This window comes from Candidatus Centipeda massiliensis (assembly GCF_900290285.1).
In the GTDB taxonomy this organism is placed as follows: domain Bacteria; phylum Bacillota; class Negativicutes; order Selenomonadales; family Selenomonadaceae; genus Centipeda; species Centipeda massiliensis.
In genome coordinates this window covers 100,694-122,880 of sequence record NZ_LT985757.1, presented here as the reverse complement: position 1 = coordinate 122,880, position 22,187 = coordinate 100,694, and the positions used below count along the sequence as shown (strand labels likewise).

The 22,187-nt window shown below is 51.2% G+C and carries 19 protein-coding genes; 17 read left to right on the top strand and 2 right to left on the bottom strand.

The genetic code is table 11. The annotated features are described in order from the left end of the window. Positions 1 to 117 precede the first annotated feature (117 nt). Positions 118 to 396 carry a hypothetical protein gene (locus tag C8273_RS11165; RefSeq protein ID WP_106627823.1) on the top strand — a complete coding sequence of 93 codons (279 nt, stop codon included), beginning with the start codon at positions 118 to 120 and terminating at the stop codon, positions 394 to 396. Further along, a complete protein-coding gene (gene tadA, locus C8273_RS11160; RefSeq protein WP_106627784.1) occupies positions 386 to 859 on the top strand; it encodes a tRNA adenosine(34) deaminase TadA in 474 nt (157 codons plus the stop codon). Before C8273_RS11165 ends, tadA begins: the two co-directional genes overlap by 11 nt. A gap of 49 nt (positions 860 to 908) precedes the next feature. On the opposite strand, the gene C8273_RS11155 is transcribed toward tadA, so the two are convergent. Then, complete coding sequence (locus C8273_RS11155; protein WP_106627783.1) at positions 909 to 1,814, bottom strand: metal ABC transporter substrate-binding protein; 906 nt, start codon at positions 1,812 to 1,814, stop codon at positions 909 to 911. A gap of 276 nt (positions 1,815 to 2,090) precedes the next feature. Beyond that, a complete protein-coding gene (fba, locus tag C8273_RS11150; RefSeq protein ID WP_106627782.1) occupies positions 2,091 to 3,089 on the bottom strand; it encodes a class II fructose-1,6-bisphosphate aldolase in 999 nt (332 codons plus the stop codon). 143 nt (positions 3,090 to 3,232) lie between these two features. Between fba and smc the strand changes: the two genes are divergently transcribed. The 15 genes from smc to C8273_RS11075 all read left to right on the top strand — a co-directional run bounded on the left by smc (position 3,233) and on the right by C8273_RS11075 (position 22,183). Beyond that, a complete protein-coding gene (gene smc, locus C8273_RS11145) occupies positions 3,233 to 6,796 on the top strand; it encodes a chromosome segregation protein SMC (RefSeq protein WP_106627781.1) in 3,564 nt (1,187 codons plus the stop codon). A gap of 24 nt (positions 6,797 to 6,820) precedes the next feature. Further along, positions 6,821 to 7,756: a signal recognition particle-docking protein FtsY gene (gene ftsY / locus C8273_RS11140; RefSeq protein ID WP_106627780.1), complete on the top strand. Its 936-nt coding sequence runs from the start codon at positions 6,821 to 6,823 to the stop codon at positions 7,754 to 7,756. Positions 7,757 to 7,791: 35 nt separating this feature from the next. Further along, positions 7,792 to 8,337, top strand: coding sequence for an NUDIX domain-containing protein (locus C8273_RS11135; protein WP_106627779.1), 546 nt, complete (start codon positions 7,792 to 7,794; stop codon positions 8,335 to 8,337). A 16-nt stretch (positions 8,338 to 8,353) separates the two neighbouring features. Further along, a complete protein-coding gene (locus tag C8273_RS11130) occupies positions 8,354 to 8,983 on the top strand; it encodes a site-2 protease family protein (protein WP_106627778.1) in 630 nt (209 codons plus the stop codon). 9 nt (positions 8,984 to 8,992) lie between these two features. Then, on the top strand, positions 8,993 to 9,724 hold the full coding sequence (locus C8273_RS11125) for a segregation and condensation protein A (protein ID WP_106627777.1): 732 nt from the start codon (positions 8,993 to 8,995) through the stop codon (positions 9,722 to 9,724). Then, on the top strand, positions 9,708 to 10,328 hold the full coding sequence (gene scpB, locus C8273_RS11120; RefSeq protein WP_106627776.1) for an SMC-Scp complex subunit ScpB: 621 nt from the start codon (positions 9,708 to 9,710) through the stop codon (positions 10,326 to 10,328). The genes C8273_RS11125 and scpB overlap by 17 nt, the downstream gene beginning before the upstream one ends. Positions 10,329 to 10,333: 5 nt before the next feature. Further along, complete coding sequence (locus C8273_RS11115) at positions 10,334 to 12,838, top strand: DUF3656 domain-containing U32 family peptidase (protein ID WP_106627775.1); 2,505 nt, start codon at positions 10,334 to 10,336, stop codon at positions 12,836 to 12,838. Between the two features lie 9 nt (positions 12,839 to 12,847). Next, the gene (locus C8273_RS11110; protein ID WP_106627774.1) at positions 12,848 to 15,202 is read left to right on the top strand and encodes an endonuclease MutS2; all 2,355 of its coding nucleotides are present in this window, start codon (positions 12,848 to 12,850) and stop codon (positions 15,200 to 15,202) included. A gap of 106 nt (positions 15,203 to 15,308) precedes the next feature. Continuing rightward, a complete protein-coding gene (locus C8273_RS11105) occupies positions 15,309 to 17,393 on the top strand; it encodes a transglycosylase domain-containing protein (RefSeq protein WP_106627773.1) in 2,085 nt (694 codons plus the stop codon). 12 nt (positions 17,394 to 17,405) lie between these two features. Further along, a complete protein-coding gene (gene tyrS / locus C8273_RS11100; protein ID WP_159060771.1) occupies positions 17,406 to 18,611 on the top strand; it encodes a tyrosine--tRNA ligase in 1,206 nt (401 codons plus the stop codon). Positions 18,612 to 18,627: 16 nt separating this feature from the next. Further along, positions 18,628 to 19,356: a YebC/PmpR family DNA-binding transcriptional regulator gene (locus C8273_RS11095; protein ID WP_106627822.1), complete on the top strand. Its 729-nt coding sequence runs from the start codon at positions 18,628 to 18,630 to the stop codon at positions 19,354 to 19,356. Between the two features lie 59 nt (positions 19,357 to 19,415). Next, positions 19,416 to 19,910, top strand: coding sequence for a crossover junction endodeoxyribonuclease RuvC (ruvC, locus tag C8273_RS11090; protein ID WP_106627771.1), 495 nt, complete (start codon positions 19,416 to 19,418; stop codon positions 19,908 to 19,910). An 18-nt stretch (positions 19,911 to 19,928) separates the two neighbouring features. Further along, on the top strand, positions 19,929 to 20,531 hold the full coding sequence (gene ruvA, locus C8273_RS11085; protein ID WP_106627770.1) for a Holliday junction branch migration protein RuvA: 603 nt from the start codon (positions 19,929 to 19,931) through the stop codon (positions 20,529 to 20,531). 25 nt (positions 20,532 to 20,556) lie between these two features. Then, positions 20,557 to 21,585, top strand: a complete 1,029-nt coding sequence (gene ruvB / locus C8273_RS11080; protein ID WP_199821104.1) for a Holliday junction branch migration DNA helicase RuvB — start codon at positions 20,557 to 20,559, stop codon at positions 21,583 to 21,585. 1 nt (position 21,586) lies between these two features. After that, positions 21,587 to 22,183, top strand: a complete 597-nt coding sequence (locus tag C8273_RS11075) for an epoxyqueuosine reductase QueH (RefSeq protein WP_106627768.1) — start codon at positions 21,587 to 21,589, stop codon at positions 22,181 to 22,183. Positions 22,184 to 22,187: the final 4 nt, after the last annotated feature.

Genomic DNA, 22,187 nt, shown 5'->3' with positions numbered 1-22,187 from the left:
TGTCACGTTATATTGTGATAAATACTGCCTTTTTTTGTTTAAGTTCCACTGCCGGCAAACGATATTATTGATATAAGATAGAATAGTTTGTCAATAAAGTGTTAGGAGGTGTCAATGATGGTAGAACGTATTGAACGAGTGATGCGCATCAAGCGCCTTCGGTTCAACAATGATGAGTTGTTCGAGCGGAGAAAAGGCTTTGAAGAGCGTGAAGATGGCGAGTCATTTGCTTCTGTTTTTGAAGATGAAATAGAGAAAAAGAAAAAACGTCAGTCGGAAAATACTTCTTCAAATGGTGCATATCATCTCGATGTAGGCCGCCCGACGCAGTCTCTTTTCTATCAGGGAAAAGTTGACATTTCGGACGCGCAGGGGAAACTGCCCCATGCCGGATGACGTGCAAGGAATGCGTCTGGCACTGGCAGAAGCAGAGCGTGCGTATGCGCTTGGCGAAATTCCAATTGGTGCCGTTATCTTGAATGATGCGGGAGAAGTCATCGCAAGCGGATATAATCTGCGCGAAACGGAGCATGATGCAACGGCACATGCCGAACTGATCGCCATTCGCCGTGCTTGTCAGGCTCTTGGTCGGTGGCGTCTCACGGGAATGACACTCTATGTCACCATTGAGCCATGTCCCATGTGTGCCGGTGCGATCATCATGAGCCGGATTAGCCGCGTTGTTTATGGAGGAACAGACGCAAAGGCAGGAGCCTGTGAGTCTCTCTTTAACATTACAGGCTGTCCGACATTGAATCATCAGCCCGAAATGCGTGCGGGCGTATTGGAAGATGAATGCTCCACGATCATCAAGCAGTTTTTTCAAGAGCGACGAAAAAATAGAGCCGCACACATATAAAGACATCCACCGCATATTGCGGTGGATGTCTTTATATGTGTCCCGCAAATTACTGCAGGGCTTCCTTCAATACCTTCATATTGGCTTTCATCGTATCAATGTACGCATTCTTTGCCTGAGGAGTTGCCTCGCCGGTGACAACCGGGTCAAGCGTATAGATCTTGGCTCCCGTCTCGCGTGCGATGGTTTCGGCGGCAGCAGGGGAATACTGCGGCTCCGTAAAGAGTACCTTGGTCGGAAGAGCGTTGACCTGCTCGATGGTTTCCTGCAGTTCCGTCGGTGTCGGCTCCGTCCCCGGCTCCCTCTCTACTACACCGATGATGTTCAGGTTAAATTCCTTTGCAAAGTAGGGGAATGCCTCGTGGAACGTAACGATATCCTTGTGCGGAACATTGTCGAGCGCCGCGTGCATTTCACTCTTGAGTGCCGTGAGCTTTTCGATGTATGCTGCAGCATTCTTCTCATAAGCATCTGCGTGTGCAGGATCGGCTTCCTTTAGCTGATCGGCAATATTGCGCACCTGCGCAATAGCATCCGTAACGCTCAGCCAGACATGCGGGTTGTCTCCCTCTTCGTCGTGGATGAGTTCGATTCCGCGCGAGGCATCAATGACCTTCAGCTTCTTCTGCTGTTCGGTCACCTTGTCCATGAAGTCCTCCATACCCGCACCGTTGATGACAAAGGCATCCGCCTTTTCCAGCGTCTTCATATCCTCCGTCATCAGCTGATAGTCATGAAGACAGCCTGTTTGTGGCTTTGTCATATTGTAAACCTCTACACCGTTAACGCCATCAGTAATGTTGATGGTCGCAAGGTACATTGGATAGAACGAAGTCACAATACGGAATGGCTCCGCTGTTTTCTTTTCCGCAGCCTTATCCGCTCCGCCGCATCCGACAAATGCGACAGAAAGAACAAGCAGTAGGATGGATAGTACTTTTGTTGTTGTACGCATGGGTAAATGATCTCCTTTGTGAATGATACATTTTGTGAACTGGGTTAGTTTTCACAAATGGAATCATAGCGCATACTGAGATATATTGTCAACATAAAAATAGAAAATTTTTATGATTCATATAATATATAAATAAGTGTTCAATTCAACATTTACTTTTATGATTACAGTAGAAAAGATGAGGGGCGTTGATAAAGTGAATAAAAATGACCTTACCTGTGGTATTCACAAAGTAAGGTCATATATCGTTTATACTGCTATCGAAGCGTAAGATTTTTACTTGTTCTGGTCAATGAGCGCTTGAACCTCGGCAGCCTTGCCATCGGAGCCAAGAACCTCTTTGATCTTGTGTGTGACGAGTTCCTTGATGTAGCTGCGACCATCGGTCAGATACTGACGCGGGTCGAAGTGGGACGGCTCTTTCGCGAAGTGCTCACGGATACCAGCCGTCATCGCAAGACGGAGATCAGAGTCAATGTTGATCTTGCAGACGGAGGATTTTGCCGCGCGGCGCAGCTGATCCTCGGGGATGCCGACCGCATCCGGCATGTGTCCACCGTTCTCGTTGATGATCTTCACATACTTCGGAATGACGGAGGAAGCGCCGTGCAGCACGATGGGGAAGCCCGGAATGCGCTTCTCGATCTCCTCGAGGATGTCAAAGCGGAGCGGAGGCGGTACAAGAACGCCGTCTGCATTGCGCGTGCACTGATCCGGCGTGAACTTGAATGCGCCGTGTGAGGTGCCAATCGCAATGGCGAGGGAGTCGACGCCCGTTTTTTCGACGAAGTCCTGCACTTCCTCGGGCTTCGTATAGGATGCGTCCTCAGCGGAGACGTTGACATCGTCTTCAATGCCTGCAAGCTGTCCAAGCTCTGCCTCGACGACAACGCCATGTGCATGTGCGTACTCGGCAACGCGCTTTGCAAGCGCGACATTTTCAGCATACGGCAGGTGGGAACCATCGATCATGACGGAGGTGAAGCCGCCGTCGATGCAGGATTTGCAGATATCAAAGTCCGCACCGTGATCGAGGTGCAGAGCAATGGGAATGTCGTTGATCTCAAGAGCCGCCTTGACGAGATGGACAAGATACTCATGGCGCGCATACTTACGCGCACCTGCGGAGACTTGCAGGATCAGAGGGGATTTAAGCTCTCCCGCAGCATCTGTAATGCCCTGAACGATCTCCATGTTGTTGACGTTGAAAGCGCCGATGGCGTAGCCGCCCTCATAGGCTTTCTTAAACATCTCTTTTGTTCCAACAAGTGGCATGTGATTACCCCCTATTAAAGCTAAAAACAACTCACGAACGCTCTTATTATAGCATAATTTATTGACGGAAGATACCGTTTTTTGAAATTTCCCATCCGTTCTGTTATAATGAGTGAACTAATTTGTAAAGGCAGGTGCGTTGCGTGCAGTTAAAGCGCTTGGAAGCGTATGGATTCAAGTCATTCGCCGAGCGGATTGTCGTCCAATTCGATCAGGGAATCACGGCTGTCGTCGGACCAAACGGGAGCGGAAAAAGCAATATCACGGATGCTGTCCGCTGGGTTCTCGGTGAACAGAATATTCGTATGCTGCGCGGCCTGCGTTCTGAGGACATCATTTTCGCTGGCTCCGCCGCACGACGCGCGCTCAGTGTTGCAGAGGTGGTGCTAGTCTTTGACAATACGGATAAAAAGCTTCCCATTGACTATGACGAGGTCGTTGTCAAGCGTCGCCTCTATCGGAATGGTGACAGTGAGGTATATCTGAACGACGCGCGCTGCCGCATCAAGGACATCTATCAGCTCTTTGCGGATACGGGCATCGGGCACGACGGTATGAGCATCATCGGACAGAATCGACTGAATGACATCCTTGACAGTCGTCCCGAGGAGCGCCGTGTATTTTTTGAGGAAACTGCAGGTATCACGAAATACCGGACGCGCAAGCAGGAAGCGATGCGAAAGCTGCGAGAAAACGAGGGCGATCTCGTGCGTCTGAACGATATTATGTATGCGCATGCGGCCGAACTCGAACCGCTGGCTGCCCAGTCAGAAAAGACGCTGCAGTTTCGCGCACTCGATGCAGAGCGCCGGTCATATCGACTGACGGCGCTCGTGCAGCAATATGATAACCTCACCAAGGAGCAGGAGAGTGTCAATCAATCTCTGCAAACGCATCGCGACCAGGAAGCAAGTGAAATACGAGTGCGTGCGGAGGCTGAGGGCAAAAAAGAGGAGATTGAGGCTGACATTGCTGTCATTGACCGCAGTATGCAGGCGGAGGAGCAGGAACGTCGGCGTCTGTCAACGGAATTGGACGCACTGCGGCAGGAGAAATCACGCATCGCCGGATGGCAGGATCAGCGGAAACAACGCAAAGTAGATTTCGAGGGAATGCGTGCGTCTGCATCCACAAAAAAAGAAGCCACGAGACAGGAGATTGCCCAGATCGATGCCCTCTTACAGAAAAAGGGCGCACAGAGCGATGCAAAAAAAGAGGAGCAGGCGCGTGTTCGGGATGAGTCCGAGCGTTTGCGGCTTCAGCTTTCGGATGAAGAACAGGAAATGGCACGGCAGGATTCTGCACGTGCTGCCGTACAGCGTGTACTGGCGCGTCTGAGAGAGCAGCTTGCCGTAGCTCGGAGCGCTGCACAGCAAGGGGATGAAGGCAAGGAGGAGCAGGCGGCAGAAATGGAGCGCCGCCGTGTACTCCTTGCATCGGTCGAAAATGAATTTGACGACAAGCGGCAAGAAATTGTCCTTGCGGAACAAAATATGCAGGGCATCTCGCAGGAACGCGATCGACTGCACAGTGAAGCCGAGGAGCTGCGCCGAACAATCGAGCGTGATGAGGCTCAGTTTCGGAAGTCGGAGGCGGAACTCCTTCGCATCCGTCAGAGCCTTGATTTTCAGCGGCGTGTGCAGGACAGCTATGAGGGGTTCGGGCGGGATGTGCAGACTGTCCTGCAGGCATCGGAGGGGTGGCGCAGAGGTGTTGCCGGAACGGTCGCCGATCTCATTCGTATTCCAGAGCGCTATCTTACAGCCATCGATGTTGCGCTCGGCGGGAGCGTGCGGAATGTTGTCACAGAGGATACGGACACGGCAAAGGCTGCCATCTCCTATTTGAAGCGCAAAAATGGTGGACGTGTCACCTTCCTTCCACTGACGACAATTACAGTGCGTCAACCGCGTGAAATCAATCTGGGGCGCTATCGCGGCGTGATCGGCTGGGCAAATACGCTCGTCCATGCCGAGGATAGATTCCGGAAGGTCGCAGATCACCTGCTCTCTCAGACGCTTGTGATGGAAACTCTGGACGAGGCTCTGATCGCGGCGAAACAGGAAAACTACCGTCTTCGCATCGTGACACTGACGGGAGAATTACTGAATCCGGGCGGTTCGCTCTCTGGCGGCGGACGCAAGAAACAGCAGTCCTCACTGCTGAATCGGCGCATGGAGATTGATCTATTACAAAAAAAGCTGAGTACGCAGGAGCATGCACATGAAGAAATAAATGCTTCTTTGCAGCAGAAAAGAAAGCTTCTCAAGGAGACAAACGAGCACCATGCGGCTCAGAAGGATGCGGCGGAGCGGTTGGCGAAGGAACTCGTCGAAGTGCGAGGGAAATATGATGTGCTGCAGGAGCGTATCGAAGATCAGACGAATATCCTTCGTACGATGGAGCATACGGAGGAGGAGCGCCGCGCTCAAGGCGCGAAACTGCTCCAAAAACGCACGCGCCTCGAGCGCTATATCGCTCAGTGTGAGCAATATGAGGAGCAGTTCGCAAAGGCGACTGCGCAGCTGAATGAATGCTGTACGGAGCTTCGCAATGCGGGCAAAGAACAGGAAGGACACCTGCACGAACTGGACCTTGCGCTCACTGCCCTGACTACGGAGATCCAGACGATGACGCGGAACCGTCAATCCCGTGCGCTCGAATATGCAGAAGCGGAAAAAACACTGCAGGATATTACAAAGCAAGATGCACAGCTTGCAGATGAATTGCAAAAGGACATGACGCGCCTTTCTGTGTTGGAACAGGAAATCGCGCAGCGGGATACCCTGTTCCAAACACACGAAAAGAACGCCGCGGTACTGAAGGATCAGCGTTTGGCGCACGAGGCAGAAAGCCGTGTGCTGGACGGCGCCGTCAAGAGCATTGTTGCGCGTCTGGAATCCATTCGTGCAAAGCAGAATGAGTGCGATAAGACATTGCAGCGCATCCATATACGCATGGGCGATTGTCGTGACAGTATCCTGTCTGACTTCGGCCTGACACCGGAGGCGGCAGCCACAGAGGCACAGGATGTTTCCCCCGATATTCTGGAGGAGCGTCTGCGTGCATTGGAGGATTCCATTCAGTTACTTGGCTCAGTGAATCCCAACGCCGTTGAGGAATACGCGGAAAAGAAGGAACGATACGAAGAGGAAGAGAAGCAGATCGCGGATCTGAGAGCCGCGAAGCAGGACATCGAGCAGATCATCCAGAAGATCGATCAGGATATGACGCGCACCTTTCGTGATGCATTCCATCAGATTCAAGAGCACTTCAATGAAATCTTTGTGCGGCTCTTTGGCGGCGGCATTGCGGAATTGCGTCTGACGGACAAAGAGGATATACTAAGCAGTGGCGTCGAGATCCTAGTGACACTGCCGGACAAGAAGCGACAGAATCTGTCTGCACTGTCCGGCGGTGAGCGCGCACTGACGGTCATAGCCCTGCTCTTTTCATTCCTGCGCTATCGTCCCTCACCATTCTCTATTTTGGATGAGATCGATGCACCGCTCGATGAGGCGAATGTCTCGCGGTTCGGTGATTTTCTGAAAGAATTTGCACGCAACACACAGTTCATTGTGGTTACGCATCGAAAGGGAACCATGCGTGCGGCGGATACCATGTATGGCGTTACTGTTGAGGATGCAGGGGTTTCCAAGGTTCTTTCCATTCGCATGAAGGATTATGACACAGAACAGAGTGCCTGATGTATTGGGCGGAAAGGAGTTATCGTGGGATTCTTTGATCGGCTCAAAAAGGGCTTGACAAAAACGCGGGAAAATTTCACCCATAATATTGAACGACTTATTATCGGATATGCCGATATTGACGATGAACTGATTGACGATCTGGAGGAGACTCTGCTGATGGCGGATGTCGGCGTCAAAACGACAGAGACGCTGATTGCTGCCGTACGCAAGGGGATCAAGCAAAAGGAGATTCGTACGCCCGAGGATCTGATTCCATTTTTGGAAAAAGAGATTGTATCCATTCTCGAAGCGGGCGAGAATACATTTCAGATGGCAGAGAATGGACCGACGGTACTGCTTGTTGTCGGTACGAACGGCGTCGGCAAGACGACAACCATCGGGAAGCTGAGTGCCTACTATCGCAGGCAGGGGAAATCGGTTCTCTTGGCGGCAGCCGATACCTTTCGTGCTGCTGCCATCGATCAGCTTGAGATCTGGGGAAAACGCGCCGATGCACAGGTGATCAAACACGGTGAGGGGTCAGATCCCGCTGCTGTTGTTTTCGATGCGATGCAGGCGGCAAAGGCGCGCAATATCGACATTGTCATCGTTGATACGGCGGGGCGGCTTCAGACAAAGTCCAACCTCATGCAGGAGCTTGAGAAGATCTACCGCGTAATCGGGCGCGAGATTCCGGGAGCACCGCATGAGACCCTGCTCGTCCTCGATGCCGGTACAGGGCAGAATGCAATCAGTCAGGCAGAACTCTTTACACAGGCAGCACCTGTGACAGGTGTTGTCCTTACCAAATTGGACGGAACAGCAAAGGGCGGCGTAACCATCGGAATTAAGTCACAGCTTTCGATTCCGATTAAATGGATTGGAGTAGGAGAGGGCATCGACGATCTGCGTCCGTTCCGTGCAGAGGATTTTGTGAGCGCCTTGTTTGTAAAACGTGAGGACGAAGTTCAGGAATAAGGCGATATGTGTGTTTGATGATAGGAGGATTCACGATGTATGAGGATCTTGTAGAAGTAAAACGCAGCAGTGAGAATATCTTTGACGGAACATTGCTCCATGTGCGCCGCGATATGGTGCGTCTGCCCAATGGGAAGGAGTCGGTGCGTGAGTGGATTCACCATCCGGGAGCGGCGGCGGTGCTGCCCGTTCTGCCAAACGGGAATGTAATTCTGGTGCGCCAGTTTCGCTATCCCATCGGGCAGGTGACCCTCGAGGTGCCTGCGGGAAAACTTGATGTGGAGGGTGAGGATCCCCTGCACTGCGCGCGTCGTGAGCTGTCAGAGGAGACCGGCTATACGGCGGAACAATATGAAAAACTGACAACGATTGCAACGACGGTAGGCTTTTCCAACGAGTATATTCATCTGTACCTTGCCCGGAACCTATTGGTCGGAAAACAGCATACCGATGAGGATGAGTTTGTCAATGTGGTTCAAATGCCGTTTTCCGATGCGCTGGCAATGGTAAAGTCGGGGGAGATTATAGACTCGAAGACGATTATTTCGCTCATGATGGCGCAAGAGCGTCTGAGAAGTTGATGCGCGGGAGATAAAGATGTTCGGATTTAATTTTGAAGAGATGCTGCTCGGAATCCCGGGACTCATCATTGCCATGACCTTTCACGAGTATGCGCACGCGCGTGCCGCTGTGTCGCTCGGAGATTTTACGCCGCGTTTGATGGGCAGACTGACGCTTGATCCGCGTGCGCATATCGACCCCATCGGACTGATTATGCTCTTTCTCGTACGTTTCGGATGGGCAAAACCTGTTATGGTCAACCCGAGCAATTTCCGTCAGCCAAAGCGGGACGATATTCTCGTATCCATTGCGGGACCCGCCATGAACCTTCTGCTGGGGTTTCTTGCTTTTTATGTTATGCTCTTCATCCGATCACATCATCTGGATGTTTCTCCGATCACCTACAGCATCATTCAGATGATCTTCGTCTATAACGTCAACTTTGCAATCTTCAATATGCTCCCAATTCCTCCGCTGGACGGATCGCACATTTTGAGGAACCTTCTGCCGCCTGACCTTGCTTATCGCTACCAATCCATTGAGCGATACAGTTTGCTTATCATGATCGTATTCATCGCCACGCCGTTGCTCAGCGTTGTTCTGATGCCGCTCTTTCAGCTGGTATATGGAGGCTATAAGATCATCGGCAGCATTCTCCTGTTCTAAGGATACTTCATGGCAGCAGATTATCTTGTGAAATTGGATGCGTTTGAAGGTCCAATGGATCTGCTCATGCACCTGATTGAAAAGAACAAAATAGATCTCTATGACATTCCTATAGCACGTCTGACACGACAATATTTAGACTATGTTGATACGTTGTATCAATTCGACATTGAATATGCAAGTGAATTCCTCGTCATGGCGGCAACCCTTCTGCGGATCAAGTCGCGTATGCTGTTGCCGAAGAGTGACGTGGAAGAGGATCAGGAAGAAGATCCGCGGATGGAGCTTGTGGAGCGTCTGCTCGAATACCGTCGCTTTAAAGAGGTCTCGTCCATTCTCTTTTCTCTGAATAACGCACAGAGTCCGTATGTGGAGCGGGCACCGATGCCGCTGCCCGCCCACAGGCTCCCGATTACAGGCCTATCGGCAGAGGCGCTTATGCATATCTTTTCGGATGTGCAGCGCATACGGGAGGAGCCGGTCATACCGGCTGTCGTTGTGTCGGCAGAGGAATATCGCGTGCAGGATAAGATGACGGATATCCTCGCGCTCCTTCGGCGCAGGAATGGCAGGATCAAGCTGAACGACGCTTTCCCCACGGGAACGCGTGAGGAACTTCTCTCGACATTTTTAGCACTTTTGGAACTTGCAAAAATGCAGATGATATATATTACACAGGAACATCTATATCATGAAATCTCTATTTCGATGAAGGAGGGAAGCCGTGCAGTCTCTCAGTAGGGCAAGTATTTTGGAAGCCGTCTTATTCGCTGCCGGTCTCCCGCTCACCGTCTCCAAACTCGCCGAAATCATAGAAGCTCCTGAATGGGAAGTACAGGAAGCTCTGACACAGCTGGAACATATCCTGTCGGAGCGGGGGAGCGGAATATTTCTGCGCAGATCCGCAGGCGGCTATCAGCTGGTGACCCATCCGAATGCCTTTCCGTGGGTGAAGAAACTCTCGGAGACAGTGCAGCCGACACTCTCCGCTTCGGCGATGGAAACACTCGCCATCATTGCCTATAAACAACCCATTACAAAACAGGAAGTGGAGCACATTCGTGGTGTTCGCGCGGAACGTTCCATTGCACGCTTGCTTGAACTGGAGCTGATCTGTGAAATGGGGCGCAAGCAGGTCGTTGGTCGTCCAATTCTTTACGGAACAACAGACCTGTTTTTGCGGGCATTTGGTCTACAGCAAATTGAGGATCTTCCCACGCTGCCTGACGTGAATGATGTAAAGGATTCTCTGAATGATGACCAGCTTCGCCTTTTTGAAGAAATGCGTGCTGCTGCCGATGAGATTTCATGCGAAAATGCAGATGATCGTGATAAAAAGGACTGAATTCATTGGTGGAACTACTCGCTCCTGCGGGGACGAAGGAAGCGTTTCTCGCCGCTGTTGAAAACGGAGCAAATGCGGTATATCTTGCCGGTAAGATGTTCGGCGCACGTGCCTATGCCTCAAATTTCGATGAGGATGAACTGGCTGAGATCATTCGATATGCACATTTGAAAGATGTGCAGGTGCACGTCGCCGTCAATACGATTATCGACCGCGATGAACTCCCACAATTAAAACAATATCTGTCGTTTCTCTACGATGCGGGAGCGGATGCCGTCCTCTTGCAGGATCTCGGTGCCGTTCGGCTGGCGAAAGAGGTTGTGCCTCTGCTTCCGCTTCATGCGAGTACACAGATGACAGTACATAATCTTGCTGGTGTTCAAGCACTGACGGAGCTTGGTTTTTCACGTGTGGTGTTGGCGCGCGAACTTTCCATCCCAGAGATTCGAGATATTTGCCAAAAGAGCCGTGTAGAGATCGAGTGTTTCGTGCATGGGGCGCTCTGTGTCTGCTATTCCGGTCAATGTTTGATGAGCAGCATGATCGGCGGACGCAGCGGGAACCGTGGACGCTGTGCACAGCCCTGCCGTCTGCCCTATACATTGGTCGATGCACAGGGGAATGATGTACTTGGTGAGACGGCGGGCAACTTTCTCCTCTCACCGCGCGATCTGAATGCGATCGAACTCATCCCTCAGCTGCTTGATGCGGGCATTGACTCCCTTAAAATTGAAGGACGCATGAAGAGGCCGGAATACGTTGCGACGATTGTGCATACGTACCGTAAAGCGATTGACAATTATCTTGATGCTCAGCGACCAGCAATTGATGATTCTGACCGTGCCCATCTGGCGCAGGTATTCAATCGTGATTTTACAACTGCATATATGGAAAAACGGCAGGGCAGATACATGATGAGTGACCGTCGCCCGAATAACCGCGGTCTTCTGATCGGACGTGTCACATCCTATGATCGTGCCTCCAACATGGTCACGGTGAAGCTGTCCGGAGGACTTGCCGCCCGTGATCAGGTGGATTTCTGGGTGAAGGTCGGCGGTCGTGTCAGTGCGGAGATCGAGTGCCTGTACGACGCACACGGTCAGGAATGCTTTGAGGCAGTTGCCGGAGATACCGTTTCCTTTGCCATTCACGGAAAGGTACACATACACGATCGTGTCTTCAAGGTCTATGATGCGAAACTCATGGAGGCAGCAAGACACTCTTATGATGCGGAATCCTGCGACCGGATTCCTCTTCGAGCTGTTCTTCACGCAAGACTCGGACAGAGATTGCGTCTCCACGTCGAAGACGACGAGGGAAATCAAGCGGATGCAGAAAGCGATTATGTGGTCGTCTCGGCGAACAATCACCCGCTTACGGTTGAAACCGCTGAAAAGCAGATGGGGCGCCTTGGTACGACGTTATTTTCTCTTGCGGAACTCTCGTGTGATATGGATGATGCTGTGATGGTGCCGGTCAGTGAACTCAATCATCTGCGACGCTCCGCCATTGCTGCGCTGGAAGATTTGCGCACACAGCGCTTTGAAAACAAACGTGTCTCCACCGCACGCTTTACGCAGGCAAATACAGCAACGTCGACGTTCAGTACACCGGATATTTCTTCTCCGCGACCGGCAAGACTCATGGTTGCTGTGGACGACATAGAGGCGATGAAGGCGGCTGTTGCTGCAGGGGCGGATGGGATTTTGTTCGGTGGAGAGTCCTTTCGAGGAACAATGCTCCAATCGAAGGGCTATGCAGCGGCGTGGGACTATGCGGAGGACTGTGGTATTCGCATCGACTATAACACGCCGCGCATTGTTCGAGGAGATGAGCAGGCGGCGCTGATGCGTCTGTTTGATGGCTTTGGAGAGAAACTGCCTGCAGCCCTGCACGTCCATCACATCGGAACGGCATATCTTGCGCATGAACGCGTGCCCGTGACACTTCATGCAGATTATTCGATGATCTCTTATAATCCGTCCACCCTTGATTTTTTGCATGCGTGTGGATTTGGTGAGGCAACCCTGTCACCGGAGCTCAACGGCAAGCAGATGGAACGCCTCGCAAAGACAAGCCCCATTCCGCTGACTGTCCTTGTCAGTGGTCAGCTTCCGCTCATGATCTCGGAGTACTGTGTCCTAGGCAGTTTTCTGGGGGATCTGGATACGGGGAAATGCTCCATGCCGTGTCGCAAGCAGAGATTCTTCCTCCGTGACCGCAAGAATGTAGACTTTCCCGTAGTGACTGATCAGTTCTGCCGTATGCACATCCTCAATAGCAAGAAACTATCGCTGCTGCCCTATGTGCATCAGCTTTTGGAGATGGGAATAGCGACTCTGCGGATCGAGGGGCGCGGAGTTTCGATCAAGGAATTGCAGAGCGTTGTCCGAATGTATCGGAAGGCTATGGATCGGAAAGCACCGTTGAAGGAAGAAGATGAACAGCACCTTCGTTTGCAGGAGGGCAAAGATATTACGCGCGGGCATTATTTCCGCGGTATTTTATAAGAGGTACGTATGGACACTGAGTCATTCAAGGTTTTGGAATACGAAAAAATCACAAATTGGCTTGCAGCATTTGCCGCCACGATGCAGGGCAAAGAACGCTGCCGCAGTGTCGTGCCTTCCGGAGATTACGATGAGGTCGCGAGGCTTCATCAGGAGACGGCGGAGGCGGTGCAGATTCTGCAAGTGCAGGCACCGCCGTTCGGTGGAGTCTATGATCTGCGGGATATATTGAAAACTGCGGCAAGGGGATCCATCCTCGAAATTGATGAACTGCGCTCTGTCATGAGTACGATGGGCGGTATGCGGAATGTGAAGTATTTCTTCCGCGATCTCACGTTGGATGTCCCCCTGCTTAAGGAGCAGGCAAAGCCCATTGAAATCCTCGGCATGGTGGAGCGTCATTTGAAGGATACTATTGACGAGCATGGGAATTTCCGCGATGATGCCAGTCCTGAACTGCGCAGGATTACGCGTGAACTGCATACGGCACAGGCGCGTGTGAAGGATCGACTGTCCGCAATCCTGCATGATGCAGCGAATCAGAAATACTTTCAGGAAGCGATTGTCACTGTGCGTGACGAGCGCTATGTCATCCCGGTCAAGCAGGAGTACCGAAACTATTTCCCCGGTGTCATTCACGATCAGTCCGCCAGCGGCGCAACCCTTTTTGTCGAGCCGCTCGCAACGGTAGAACTGAATAATACGGTGCGGCAGATGGGGCTTGCACGTGAGCAGGAGATCCAGCGGATCCTGCAGAAACTTTCGGCGGAGATTGCTTTGAATGGCTCCATCCTTGCGGCAAACTGCGACATACTCGCGGCGATCGATCTCATCTTTGCACGCGCCGGACTTGCACGGGAGATGGAGGCGTATCCGCCGACACTGAATCGGGATGGATATGTTCACTTGAAGCGAGCGAGACATCCGCTGCTCCCGAAGGATAAGGTCGTTCCAATCGACATAGAACTCGGGAAGACGTTTTCCATTCTTTTGGTTACAGGACCGAATACGGGCGGCAAGACGGTGAGTATGAAGACGCTGGGGCTGTTGGCGCTTTTGTCACAGATTGGCTGTTTTCTGCCGACTGCTTCGGATTCGGAACTCCCCGTCTATCGCAATATCTATGCAGACATCGGTGATGAACAGAGCATTGAGCAGAGTCTCTCCACCTTTTCGGCGCATACGCGGAACATTGTCCGCATCATTGAAAAGGCAGAGGAGGGCGATCTCATTCTGCTGGATGAGGTCGGAGCAAGCACCGATCCGGATGAGGGGGCTGCCCTCGCACGCAGTATCATCGAACATTTTTTACACAGCGAAATAGCTGTTGTTGCAACCACTCATTACGCTGCTCTTAAAACCTATGCCTACACACAGCCGGGCGTGGAGAATGCCTCGGTTGAGTTTGATCTGAAGACGTTGCGTCCCACATATCGGCTTCTGATTGGCATACCAGGGGCGAGCAATGCCTTCTCGATCAGTCGTCAGCTTGGTCTGCCGCAAGATATTGTCGCGCGCGCCGAAATCTATATCAACGAGGAACATACACATTTTGAGCGGATCGTCAATGAACTCGAACAGGAAAAGAAGGACTACGAAGCAAGGAATCGTGCACTTCATAACAGAGAATCAGAGATAACAGCCATCGAGACACGTCTGCGAAGTGAACGTGAAGCACTCTCTGCATCGCGTCAGGAACTTCTGCACAAGGCGCGTGAGGAGGCAAATAACATCGTCCGAGAGGCGCGGCGCAGTGCAGAGGAGACCATCAAATCCCTCAAGGAGCAGTTTGACGATCACGGTGTGAAGGAACGCCGCAAGGCGATTCAGGATGCCAGAAATCGTTTGGATGAAGCATACGTTCAAGGGGGACTCCCAAAACATGAGCTTGTTGGAGAACCCGTTCGTCCGAATAATATTCAGGCGAGTGACATTGTCTACATCAAGAGTCTTGCACAGGAGGGCACGGTACTTGCCGTTCAGGATAATGAGCTGACTGTCCAAGTCGGTGGACTGCGTACGATTGTCAAGATGAATGCCTGTACTTTCGTGGGACGAAAAAAACATAAGAAGAGCACGAAAGTTCATGTTGGGACTTCGATTTCCAAGAAATCGGCAGAAATAAGACCGCAGATCGATGTGCGCGGCATGACCGTCCTTGAGGCCGAAGATGCACTTGGAAAATTTATCGATGATGCCGTATTTACGGGACTCTCCAAGATTCTCGTGATTCATGGAAAAGGGACGGGTGCGCTGCGTCAGGGTCTGCAGGACTATCTGAAACGACATCGCTCCGTTCTGACCTTTTCGTTCGCCGACATTTCCGAAGGCGGCACTGGAGCCACGGTTGTCGAATTGAAGTAAGCAATTTTGACAAAATATCCTTACAAAATTCGGAGTTTGTGATAAAATATAGAAATTGGATTGTAGGCAGAGTGCAGTGGAGAAACATCCAGACAGGAAGGTATCTATGCAGAAAAGCGAAAAGAAAGTGACAAAGAAGTCAAAAAGCGGCTCCGTTCTTGGAAAAGCAATTCTCGCCATTGGGCTGATCCTGTTTGTCATGATTATTGGCGTGGGGTGTGGATTCCTAACAGCAAGCCTGAATACCAGACCGAATCTGGCGGAGGATATCGTTCCTCCGGCATCATCTCAAATCTATGATATTCATGGAAACGAGATTGCCAATATTCATGCGGCTGAAAATCGCAGACCTGTCGGCATCAATGAAATTCCGAAAAACCTCCAAAATGCCTTTATTGCCGTTGAGGATAATCGATTTTACGAGCACATTGGAATTGATCCACGTGGAATCGTACGCGCTGTATGGGCAAATATTCGGGGACGTACGGTTACAGAGGGCGGCTCCACCATCACCCAGCAGCTTGCGAAGAACGCCTATCTGACGCAGGATCGGACGTTCAAGCGCAAAGTACAGGAAGTATTTCTTGCGCTCCAGCTCGAACGTCAGTATACAAAGCAAGAAATCCTTGAACTCTATATGAATCAGATTTATTTTGGGCAGGGAGCGTATGGTGTTCAGGCTGCGGCACGCACGTATTTTGGCAAGGATGTCAAAGATCTGACGCTGAATGAATGTGCGATGCTCGCAGGTATCCCAAAGAGCCCAAACTATTACTCGCCGCTCAATAATATGGAAGCGGCAACACAGCGTAAAGCTGTCGTTCTGGATCAGATGGTCAAATATGGCTATATCAGTGAAAGCGAGGCAAAGGCCGCAAAGAAGGAAGAGTTATCCATCGCGAAGACAACCAATGATGGCGTAAAAGGTCCCTCCTACTTTGTTGATTATGTGCTACAGCTGCTTTCGGAGAAGTATGGGGATGATGCCATCTATAAAGATGGCCTCAAGATTTATACGACCATTGATATGGGGCTGCAGGCGGCTGCTGAAAGTGCGATGCAGAACCTTCCAACGTATTTTACTGATGCAAATGGCATTGTTCAGCCTCAGGGTGCCTTAGTTGCGATTGATCCACACACGGGCTATATCCGTGCTATGGTTGGCGGACGTGGGACAGATCAATTTAATCGGGCAACGCAGGCCGTACGTCAACCCGGTTCCGCATTCAAACCTTTCGTCTTTGCAGCTGCACTTGAGAACAAATATACAGCAGATTCCATCATTGACGACAAACCTTTAAAGATTGGCGGCTGGGAGCCACAGAATTATAGCCGCAATTTTTCCGGCAAGGTTCGCCTCCGTGATGTAGTGCAGTGGTCACTGAATGTGCCTACCGTGCGAATTGCACAGGACATCGGTATCGATAAGGCAATATACTACGCGCAGGAGATGGGGATATCAACCTTTGTTCTCGATGGAGATACCAATGACCGCAATCTTGCAGTTGCACTCGGCGGCATGACTCGCGGTGTTACTCCTCTAGAGCTTACCAGCGCGTATGGTACATTTGCAAATCGCGGCATACATGTTGAGCCGGTGGCCATCATCCGTGTTGTTTCACGTACCGGGAAAGTCCTTGAAGAAGCGCAGAGGAAGGAAAAGAGTGTGATTTCAGCAGCAAATGCTGCTACGATGACGGCAATGATGCAAGAGGTTATCCGTCGCGGTACGGGAACACGAGCCAATATCGGAAGACCTGCCGCTGGAAAAACAGGGACGACCAGTGACTATCACGATGCGTGGTTCGTTGGATATACACCGGATTTAGTTGCAGGCGTCTGGATTGGAAACGACAGCCTCAGTGACCTACATGGCATGGCTGGAGGAACGACACCTGCCGTTATATGGCAGGCATTTATGGTGAAAGCTCTCGCGGGACTTCCCGTGCGAAACTTCGAGGAGGCGCCCTCATTCGCTGCATCTTCAGGCGAGCCGATGGAAGATCCGGAGAAAGAAAAAAATGAAAAGAAAAAACCAGATGAGAAGGGGAAGGACTCTGTTAAGCCAGTAACAAATTCCAGTGCCGAAAAGAGTGAGGGTGCGCCCCATACTTCTCCTACACACTCCTCACCGTCATCTGTCGTAGAGCCGCCAGAGCCTGGAACGGGAGTAGAAAAAGGGCAGAACTAAGAAAGAGGTAGCATATTGAACGCCATTGATATACTGAAAGAACGCGGGTTTCTTGCGCAGTGCACAGATGAAGCAGGATTGCGCGAACTCCTTGGACAGGAGCAGGTCTCTTTTTATACCGGTTTTGACCCAACGGCAGACAGCCTTCATGCAGGGCATTTGATTGCGCTCATGGCAATGTCTCATCTGCAGAGAGCGGGACATCGTCCGATCTGTCTTGTCGGCGGCGGCACGGGTACCGTTGGAGACCCCTCAGGGCGTACGGATATGCGAAAGATGATGACCGATGAGACCATCCGTCATAATTGTGACTGCTTTCGAAGGCAGATTTCCCGCTTCATCGATTTCGCGGATGATCGGGCGATCATGGTGGATAATGGAGACTGGCTGCGCAAGCTGAACTATATCGATCTGCTCCGTGATATTGGCGCTCACTTTACCGTCAATCGCATGCTCGCTGCCGAGAGCTACAAGCAGCGCTGGGAAAAGGGCTTGACCTTCCTTGAGTTCAATTATATGATTATGCAGGCGTATGACTTCATGGAGCTCAATGGACGCTATGGTTGCAAGCTCGAGATGGGCGGCGATGACCAGTGGTCGAATATTATTGCGGGGGTAGAACTCTGCCGTCGCAAGAAGAACATCACGGTATTCGGTCTTACAAACAAGCTGCTTACAAAGAGTGATGGTACCAAAATGGGAAAGACAGCAGGCGGTGCGCTCTGGCTCGATGCCGAAAAAACGTCGCCCTATGACTTTTACCAGTATTGGCGCAATATCGATGATGCCGATGTCGAGACCTGTCTCTCACTGCTCACGTATCTCCCGATGGATGAGGTGCGTCGCCTTGCTTCTGCCGAGGGGCATGAGATCAACCGCTCCAAGGAGATTCTCGCATACGAGGTGACTAAGATCGTTCATGGCGAGCGCGAGGCTGAGAAGGCACAGGAGACAGCGAAAGCCCTCTTCGGCGGCGGTACGTCGACGGAGATTCCACAGATCCATACCGCTGTGGGTGAAAAGCTTGTGGATGTGCTTGTGCGCGGTGATGTATTCTCCTCGAAGAGTGAAGCTCGCCGCATGATTCAGCAGGGAGGGCTCACGCTCAATGATGTGCGTGTCTCCGATGAGCATTATATTCTTAGCGAAGTGGATTTTACGGATGGTGCAGCACTGATAAAAAAAGGAAAAAAGAAGCACTATCGGCTTGTATATTGAGAAGGAGATCGGAACGATGTCAGGACATTCAAAATGGGCAAATATCAAACGCAAGAAGGGCGCAAATGACGCGATTCGCGGCAAGATTACAACGAAGATCGGGCGTGAGATCACGATTGCTGTTCGCATGGGCGGCGCTGATCCTACGGGGAATATGCGCCTGAAACTTGCCCTTTCCAAGGCAAAGGCAAACAATATCCCGAAGGACAATATCAATCGAGCCATTCAGAAGGGGCTTGGCGCCACTGAGGGCAGCAATTACGAAGAGCTGTTTTACGAGGGGTATGGGCCAGGCGGTACAGCCGTCATGCTCGATATTCTGACCGACAACCGCAATCGTACGGCGGCGGATGTCCGTCATCTCTTTTCAAAGTACGGCGGCAACCTTGGGCAGGATGGCTGTGTTGCATGGATGTTTAAGAAGAAGGCGGTTTTCATCGTAGAGCGCGAGGCGTTTGATGATGAGGATGCGCTCCTTGAGATCGTCCTGGAGGCCGGCGCAGAGGATATGCGTTCGGAGGACGATGTCTTTGAGATTGTTGCCGAACCGGAAGCCTTTGAGGCGATTGAGGCGATTCTTGGAGAAAAGGGAATCGAAACAGCATCTGCCGAGGTAACGATGGTTCCGGATACAACGGTTCATCTTGCTGATAAGGACGCTGAGAAGATGCAGACGCTGATCGACGCGCTCGAGGACAACGATGATGTCCAGAACGTCTACAGTAACTATGAGATGGATGAATAAGCGGAGGATTGCTTATCGGAGTGCAGACGTGATGTCTGCACTCTTTTAAGAATAAGAAGATGTTAGTACTCGGTATCGACCCTGGGACTGCTATATGCGGCTATGGCTTTGTGGAGCTGACGGGCTCACGTCTGCGCTCTCATGCCTACGGTGCGATTACAACACCATCGAAAATGGAGGTGGAAAAGCGCCTTTTGAAAATCCATACGGAGCTTACATTGCTCATCGAAAAATATTCTCCCGATGCCATGGGTGTGGAGCAGCTTTTCTTCAATCGAAATGTGACGACAGCGATTCCGGTTGGACAGGCACGCGGCATCGTACTTCTTGCTGCAGCGCAGAATAATATTCCGATCGTGGAGCGTACGCCACTGCAGGTAAAGCAGTCTGTGACGGGCTATGGGAAGGCGACAAAAGAACAGGTCATATACATGGTGACGAAGCTCCTGAACTTGCCCTCGCCGCCACATCCTGACGATACGGCAGATGCCCTTGCGGTCGCGATTAGTGCCGCGCATTGTGTGGACAGTATAGCATGGCGCAATCGGATATAGATGGGGAGCATAGAATCAATGATCGGATTTTTACGTGGAAAAGTTGCCTACACATTTCCAGACTATTGCTTTTTAGATGTCCATGATGTTGGCTATCGTGTGTTTGTCTCCCATCAGACGCGCAATCATATCGATGTCGGCGAAGAAGTCATGCTCTATATTCATACACATGTGCGCGAGGATGCGATCCTCCTTTATGGGTTCTTTTCACAGGAGGAGTATGATCTCTTTCAACATTTGATCGGCATATCGGGAATCGGCCCAAAGGTTGCACAGGGGATTCTTTCGGCAATTACAGCAAACGAGTTTTATCGATTGATCCATCAAAAAGATGTCAAGGCAATTACGAAGCTCCCTGGGATTGGGAAAAAGACGGCAGAGCGGATTATCTTGGAACTGAAGGATAAACTAGCAACCACTTCTTTTGATGATGATTCCTATGCAGATCATACAGGTGATTGTTCTGATGGTATGGGAGATAAGATTGCTGAGGCGACAGAAGCGCTTCTCAATCTTGGCTTTGGACAGAGCGAAATCCAATCTGTGCTGAAAAAAAAGACCGAGTGGGCAAGTACGGAAGAAATTATTCGTTATGCGTTGGCAGCGCTGCAGCGATTCTAAGGAAAGGAGGGACGTGACATTGGATATGTATGAGGATGAGGAGCTTGTTTCCTTTGAGGAACAGACGACGGACGGCTGGCAGTATAGCCTTCGCCCACGGCATTTGAACGAGTACATCGGACAGGATAAGGTAAAGTCGAATTTGTCCAAGTTCATACAAGCGGCGCTCTCGCGCAGCGAAGCGCTGGATCATGTCCTCCTCTATGGACCGCCTGGACTTGGAAAGACAACGCTTGCAGCGATCATTGCGAATGAGATGGGCGCCAATTTTCGTCAGACCTCGGCGCCTGCCATCGAACGGCAGGGGGATCTTGCCTCTCTTCTCACAAATCTGCAGGAGCATGATGTTCTCTTCATTGATGAGATTCATCGTCTTTCACATCATGTCGAGGAGATTCTCTATTCAGCGATGGAGGATCATGCCATTGACATTATCATTGGCAAGGGACCCAGCGCACGCTCTCTGCGTCTCGATCTTGCCCCGTTTACCCTCGTTGGCGCAACGACCAAGACGGGAGCACTTTCAGCTCCTCTACGTGACCGTTTCGGCATCCAATCGCGTTTGGAATACTATACACCAGAAGCATTGCTGCTCATCATCGAACGCACCGCCGAGATCCTCTCTGTGCAGATTGAGCGTGAGGGGGCGCTCGAGATTGCACGCCGCTCGCGGGGAACGCCACGTGTTGCAAACCGCATCCTGAAGCGTGTCCGCGATATTGCACAGGTGGCAGGTGAGCGTACGATATCGAAGACCGTTACCATTGAGGCACTGGAAGCACTTGAGGTCGATGACAAGGGGCTCGAGAACAAGGATCGCTATATGCTGGAAGTCATGATTCAAAAGTTCTCCGGCGGGCCTGTCGGCCTAAAAACGTTGGCAGCAGCTCTCAGTGAGATGGTGGAGACCATCGAGGATGTCTACGAACCGTATCTGATTCAGTTGGGGTTTATTGCCCGTACAGCACGCGGTCGGATTGTAACACGCAGCGGATACGAACATATCGGGATTCCGTTCCCCAAAAATGAAATTAGACAAGGAGAGTTGCTCTGAGATGAGATTACTCATGCACATGTGTTGTGGCCCCTGCTCCTGCTATCCTCTGAAAAAATTACGTGGCGACGGCATTGAACCCACAGGATATTTCTTCAACCCGAATATCCATCCCTACAAAGAATGGGAGGAACGTCTGCAGAACGCAAGGAAATTTGCGGAGCTTATGCAGATGGATTTTATTGCAGACGAAACGTATGCGATGCGCGAATTTTTAAAGAAAGCGCTTCCGGCGGAGGGAACAAAGAAGGGGCGCTGCCGTATGTGCTATACCTGGCGGTTGGAAGAATCAGCGCGATATGCGGTAGAACATGGCTTTGACAGCTTTACCTCGACGCTTTTTTACAGCATCTATCAACAGCATGATCTCATGCGCTCCGTTGCAGAACGTTTTGCCAAAGAATATGGAATCTCCTTTTACTACGAGGATTTTCGCGTCGGCTGGCAGGATGGGATCGATCTCAGCAAAGAACTTGGGCTCTACCGTCAGTCCTACTGCGGCTGTGTATTCAGTGAGGAGGAGCGCTACAGTCGTGCACTTCGTAAGCTTCAGCGCAAGGAAAACAAAGAGAAGAAACGACTGCGCCTGATGGCATAATTGG

What these genes read in the sequence shown, in the direction of transcription:
- fba (WP_106627782.1), bottom strand. Translation starts at nt 3,089, where the DNA reads ATGCCACTTGTTGGAACAAAAGAGATGTTTAAGAAAGCCTATGAGGGC.
- C8273_RS11095 (WP_106627822.1), top strand. Translation starts at nt 18,628, where the DNA reads ATGTCAGGACATTCAAAATGGGCAAATATCAAACGCAAGAAGGGCGCA.
- ruvA (WP_106627770.1), top strand. Translation starts at nt 19,929, where the DNA reads ATGATCGGATTTTTACGTGGAAAAGTTGCCTACACATTTCCAGACTAT.
- C8273_RS11125 (WP_106627777.1), top strand. Translation starts at nt 8,993, where the DNA reads ATGGCAGCAGATTATCTTGTGAAATTGGATGCGTTTGAAGGTCCAATG.
- C8273_RS11130 (WP_106627778.1), top strand. Translation starts at nt 8,354, where the DNA reads ATGTTCGGATTTAATTTTGAAGAGATGCTGCTCGGAATCCCGGGACTC.
- C8273_RS11075 (WP_106627768.1), top strand. Translation starts at nt 21,587, where the DNA reads ATGAGATTACTCATGCACATGTGTTGTGGCCCCTGCTCCTGCTATCCT.
- C8273_RS11105 (WP_106627773.1), top strand. Translation starts at nt 15,309, where the DNA reads ATGCAGAAAAGCGAAAAGAAAGTGACAAAGAAGTCAAAAAGCGGCTCC.
- C8273_RS11110 (WP_106627774.1), top strand. Translation starts at nt 12,848, where the DNA reads ATGGACACTGAGTCATTCAAGGTTTTGGAATACGAAAAAATCACAAAT.
- ruvC (WP_106627771.1), top strand. Translation starts at nt 19,416, where the DNA reads ATGTTAGTACTCGGTATCGACCCTGGGACTGCTATATGCGGCTATGGC.
- C8273_RS11165 (WP_106627823.1), top strand. Translation starts at nt 118, where the DNA reads ATGGTAGAACGTATTGAACGAGTGATGCGCATCAAGCGCCTTCGGTTC.
- C8273_RS11155 (WP_106627783.1), bottom strand. Translation starts at nt 1,814, where the DNA reads ATGCGTACAACAACAAAAGTACTATCCATCCTACTGCTTGTTCTTTCT.
- ruvB (WP_199821104.1), top strand. Translation starts at nt 20,557, where the DNA reads ATGTATGAGGATGAGGAGCTTGTTTCCTTTGAGGAACAGACGACGGAC.
- tadA (WP_106627784.1), top strand. Translation starts at nt 386, where the DNA reads ATGCCGGATGACGTGCAAGGAATGCGTCTGGCACTGGCAGAAGCAGAG.
- C8273_RS11135 (WP_106627779.1), top strand. Translation starts at nt 7,792, where the DNA reads ATGTATGAGGATCTTGTAGAAGTAAAACGCAGCAGTGAGAATATCTTT.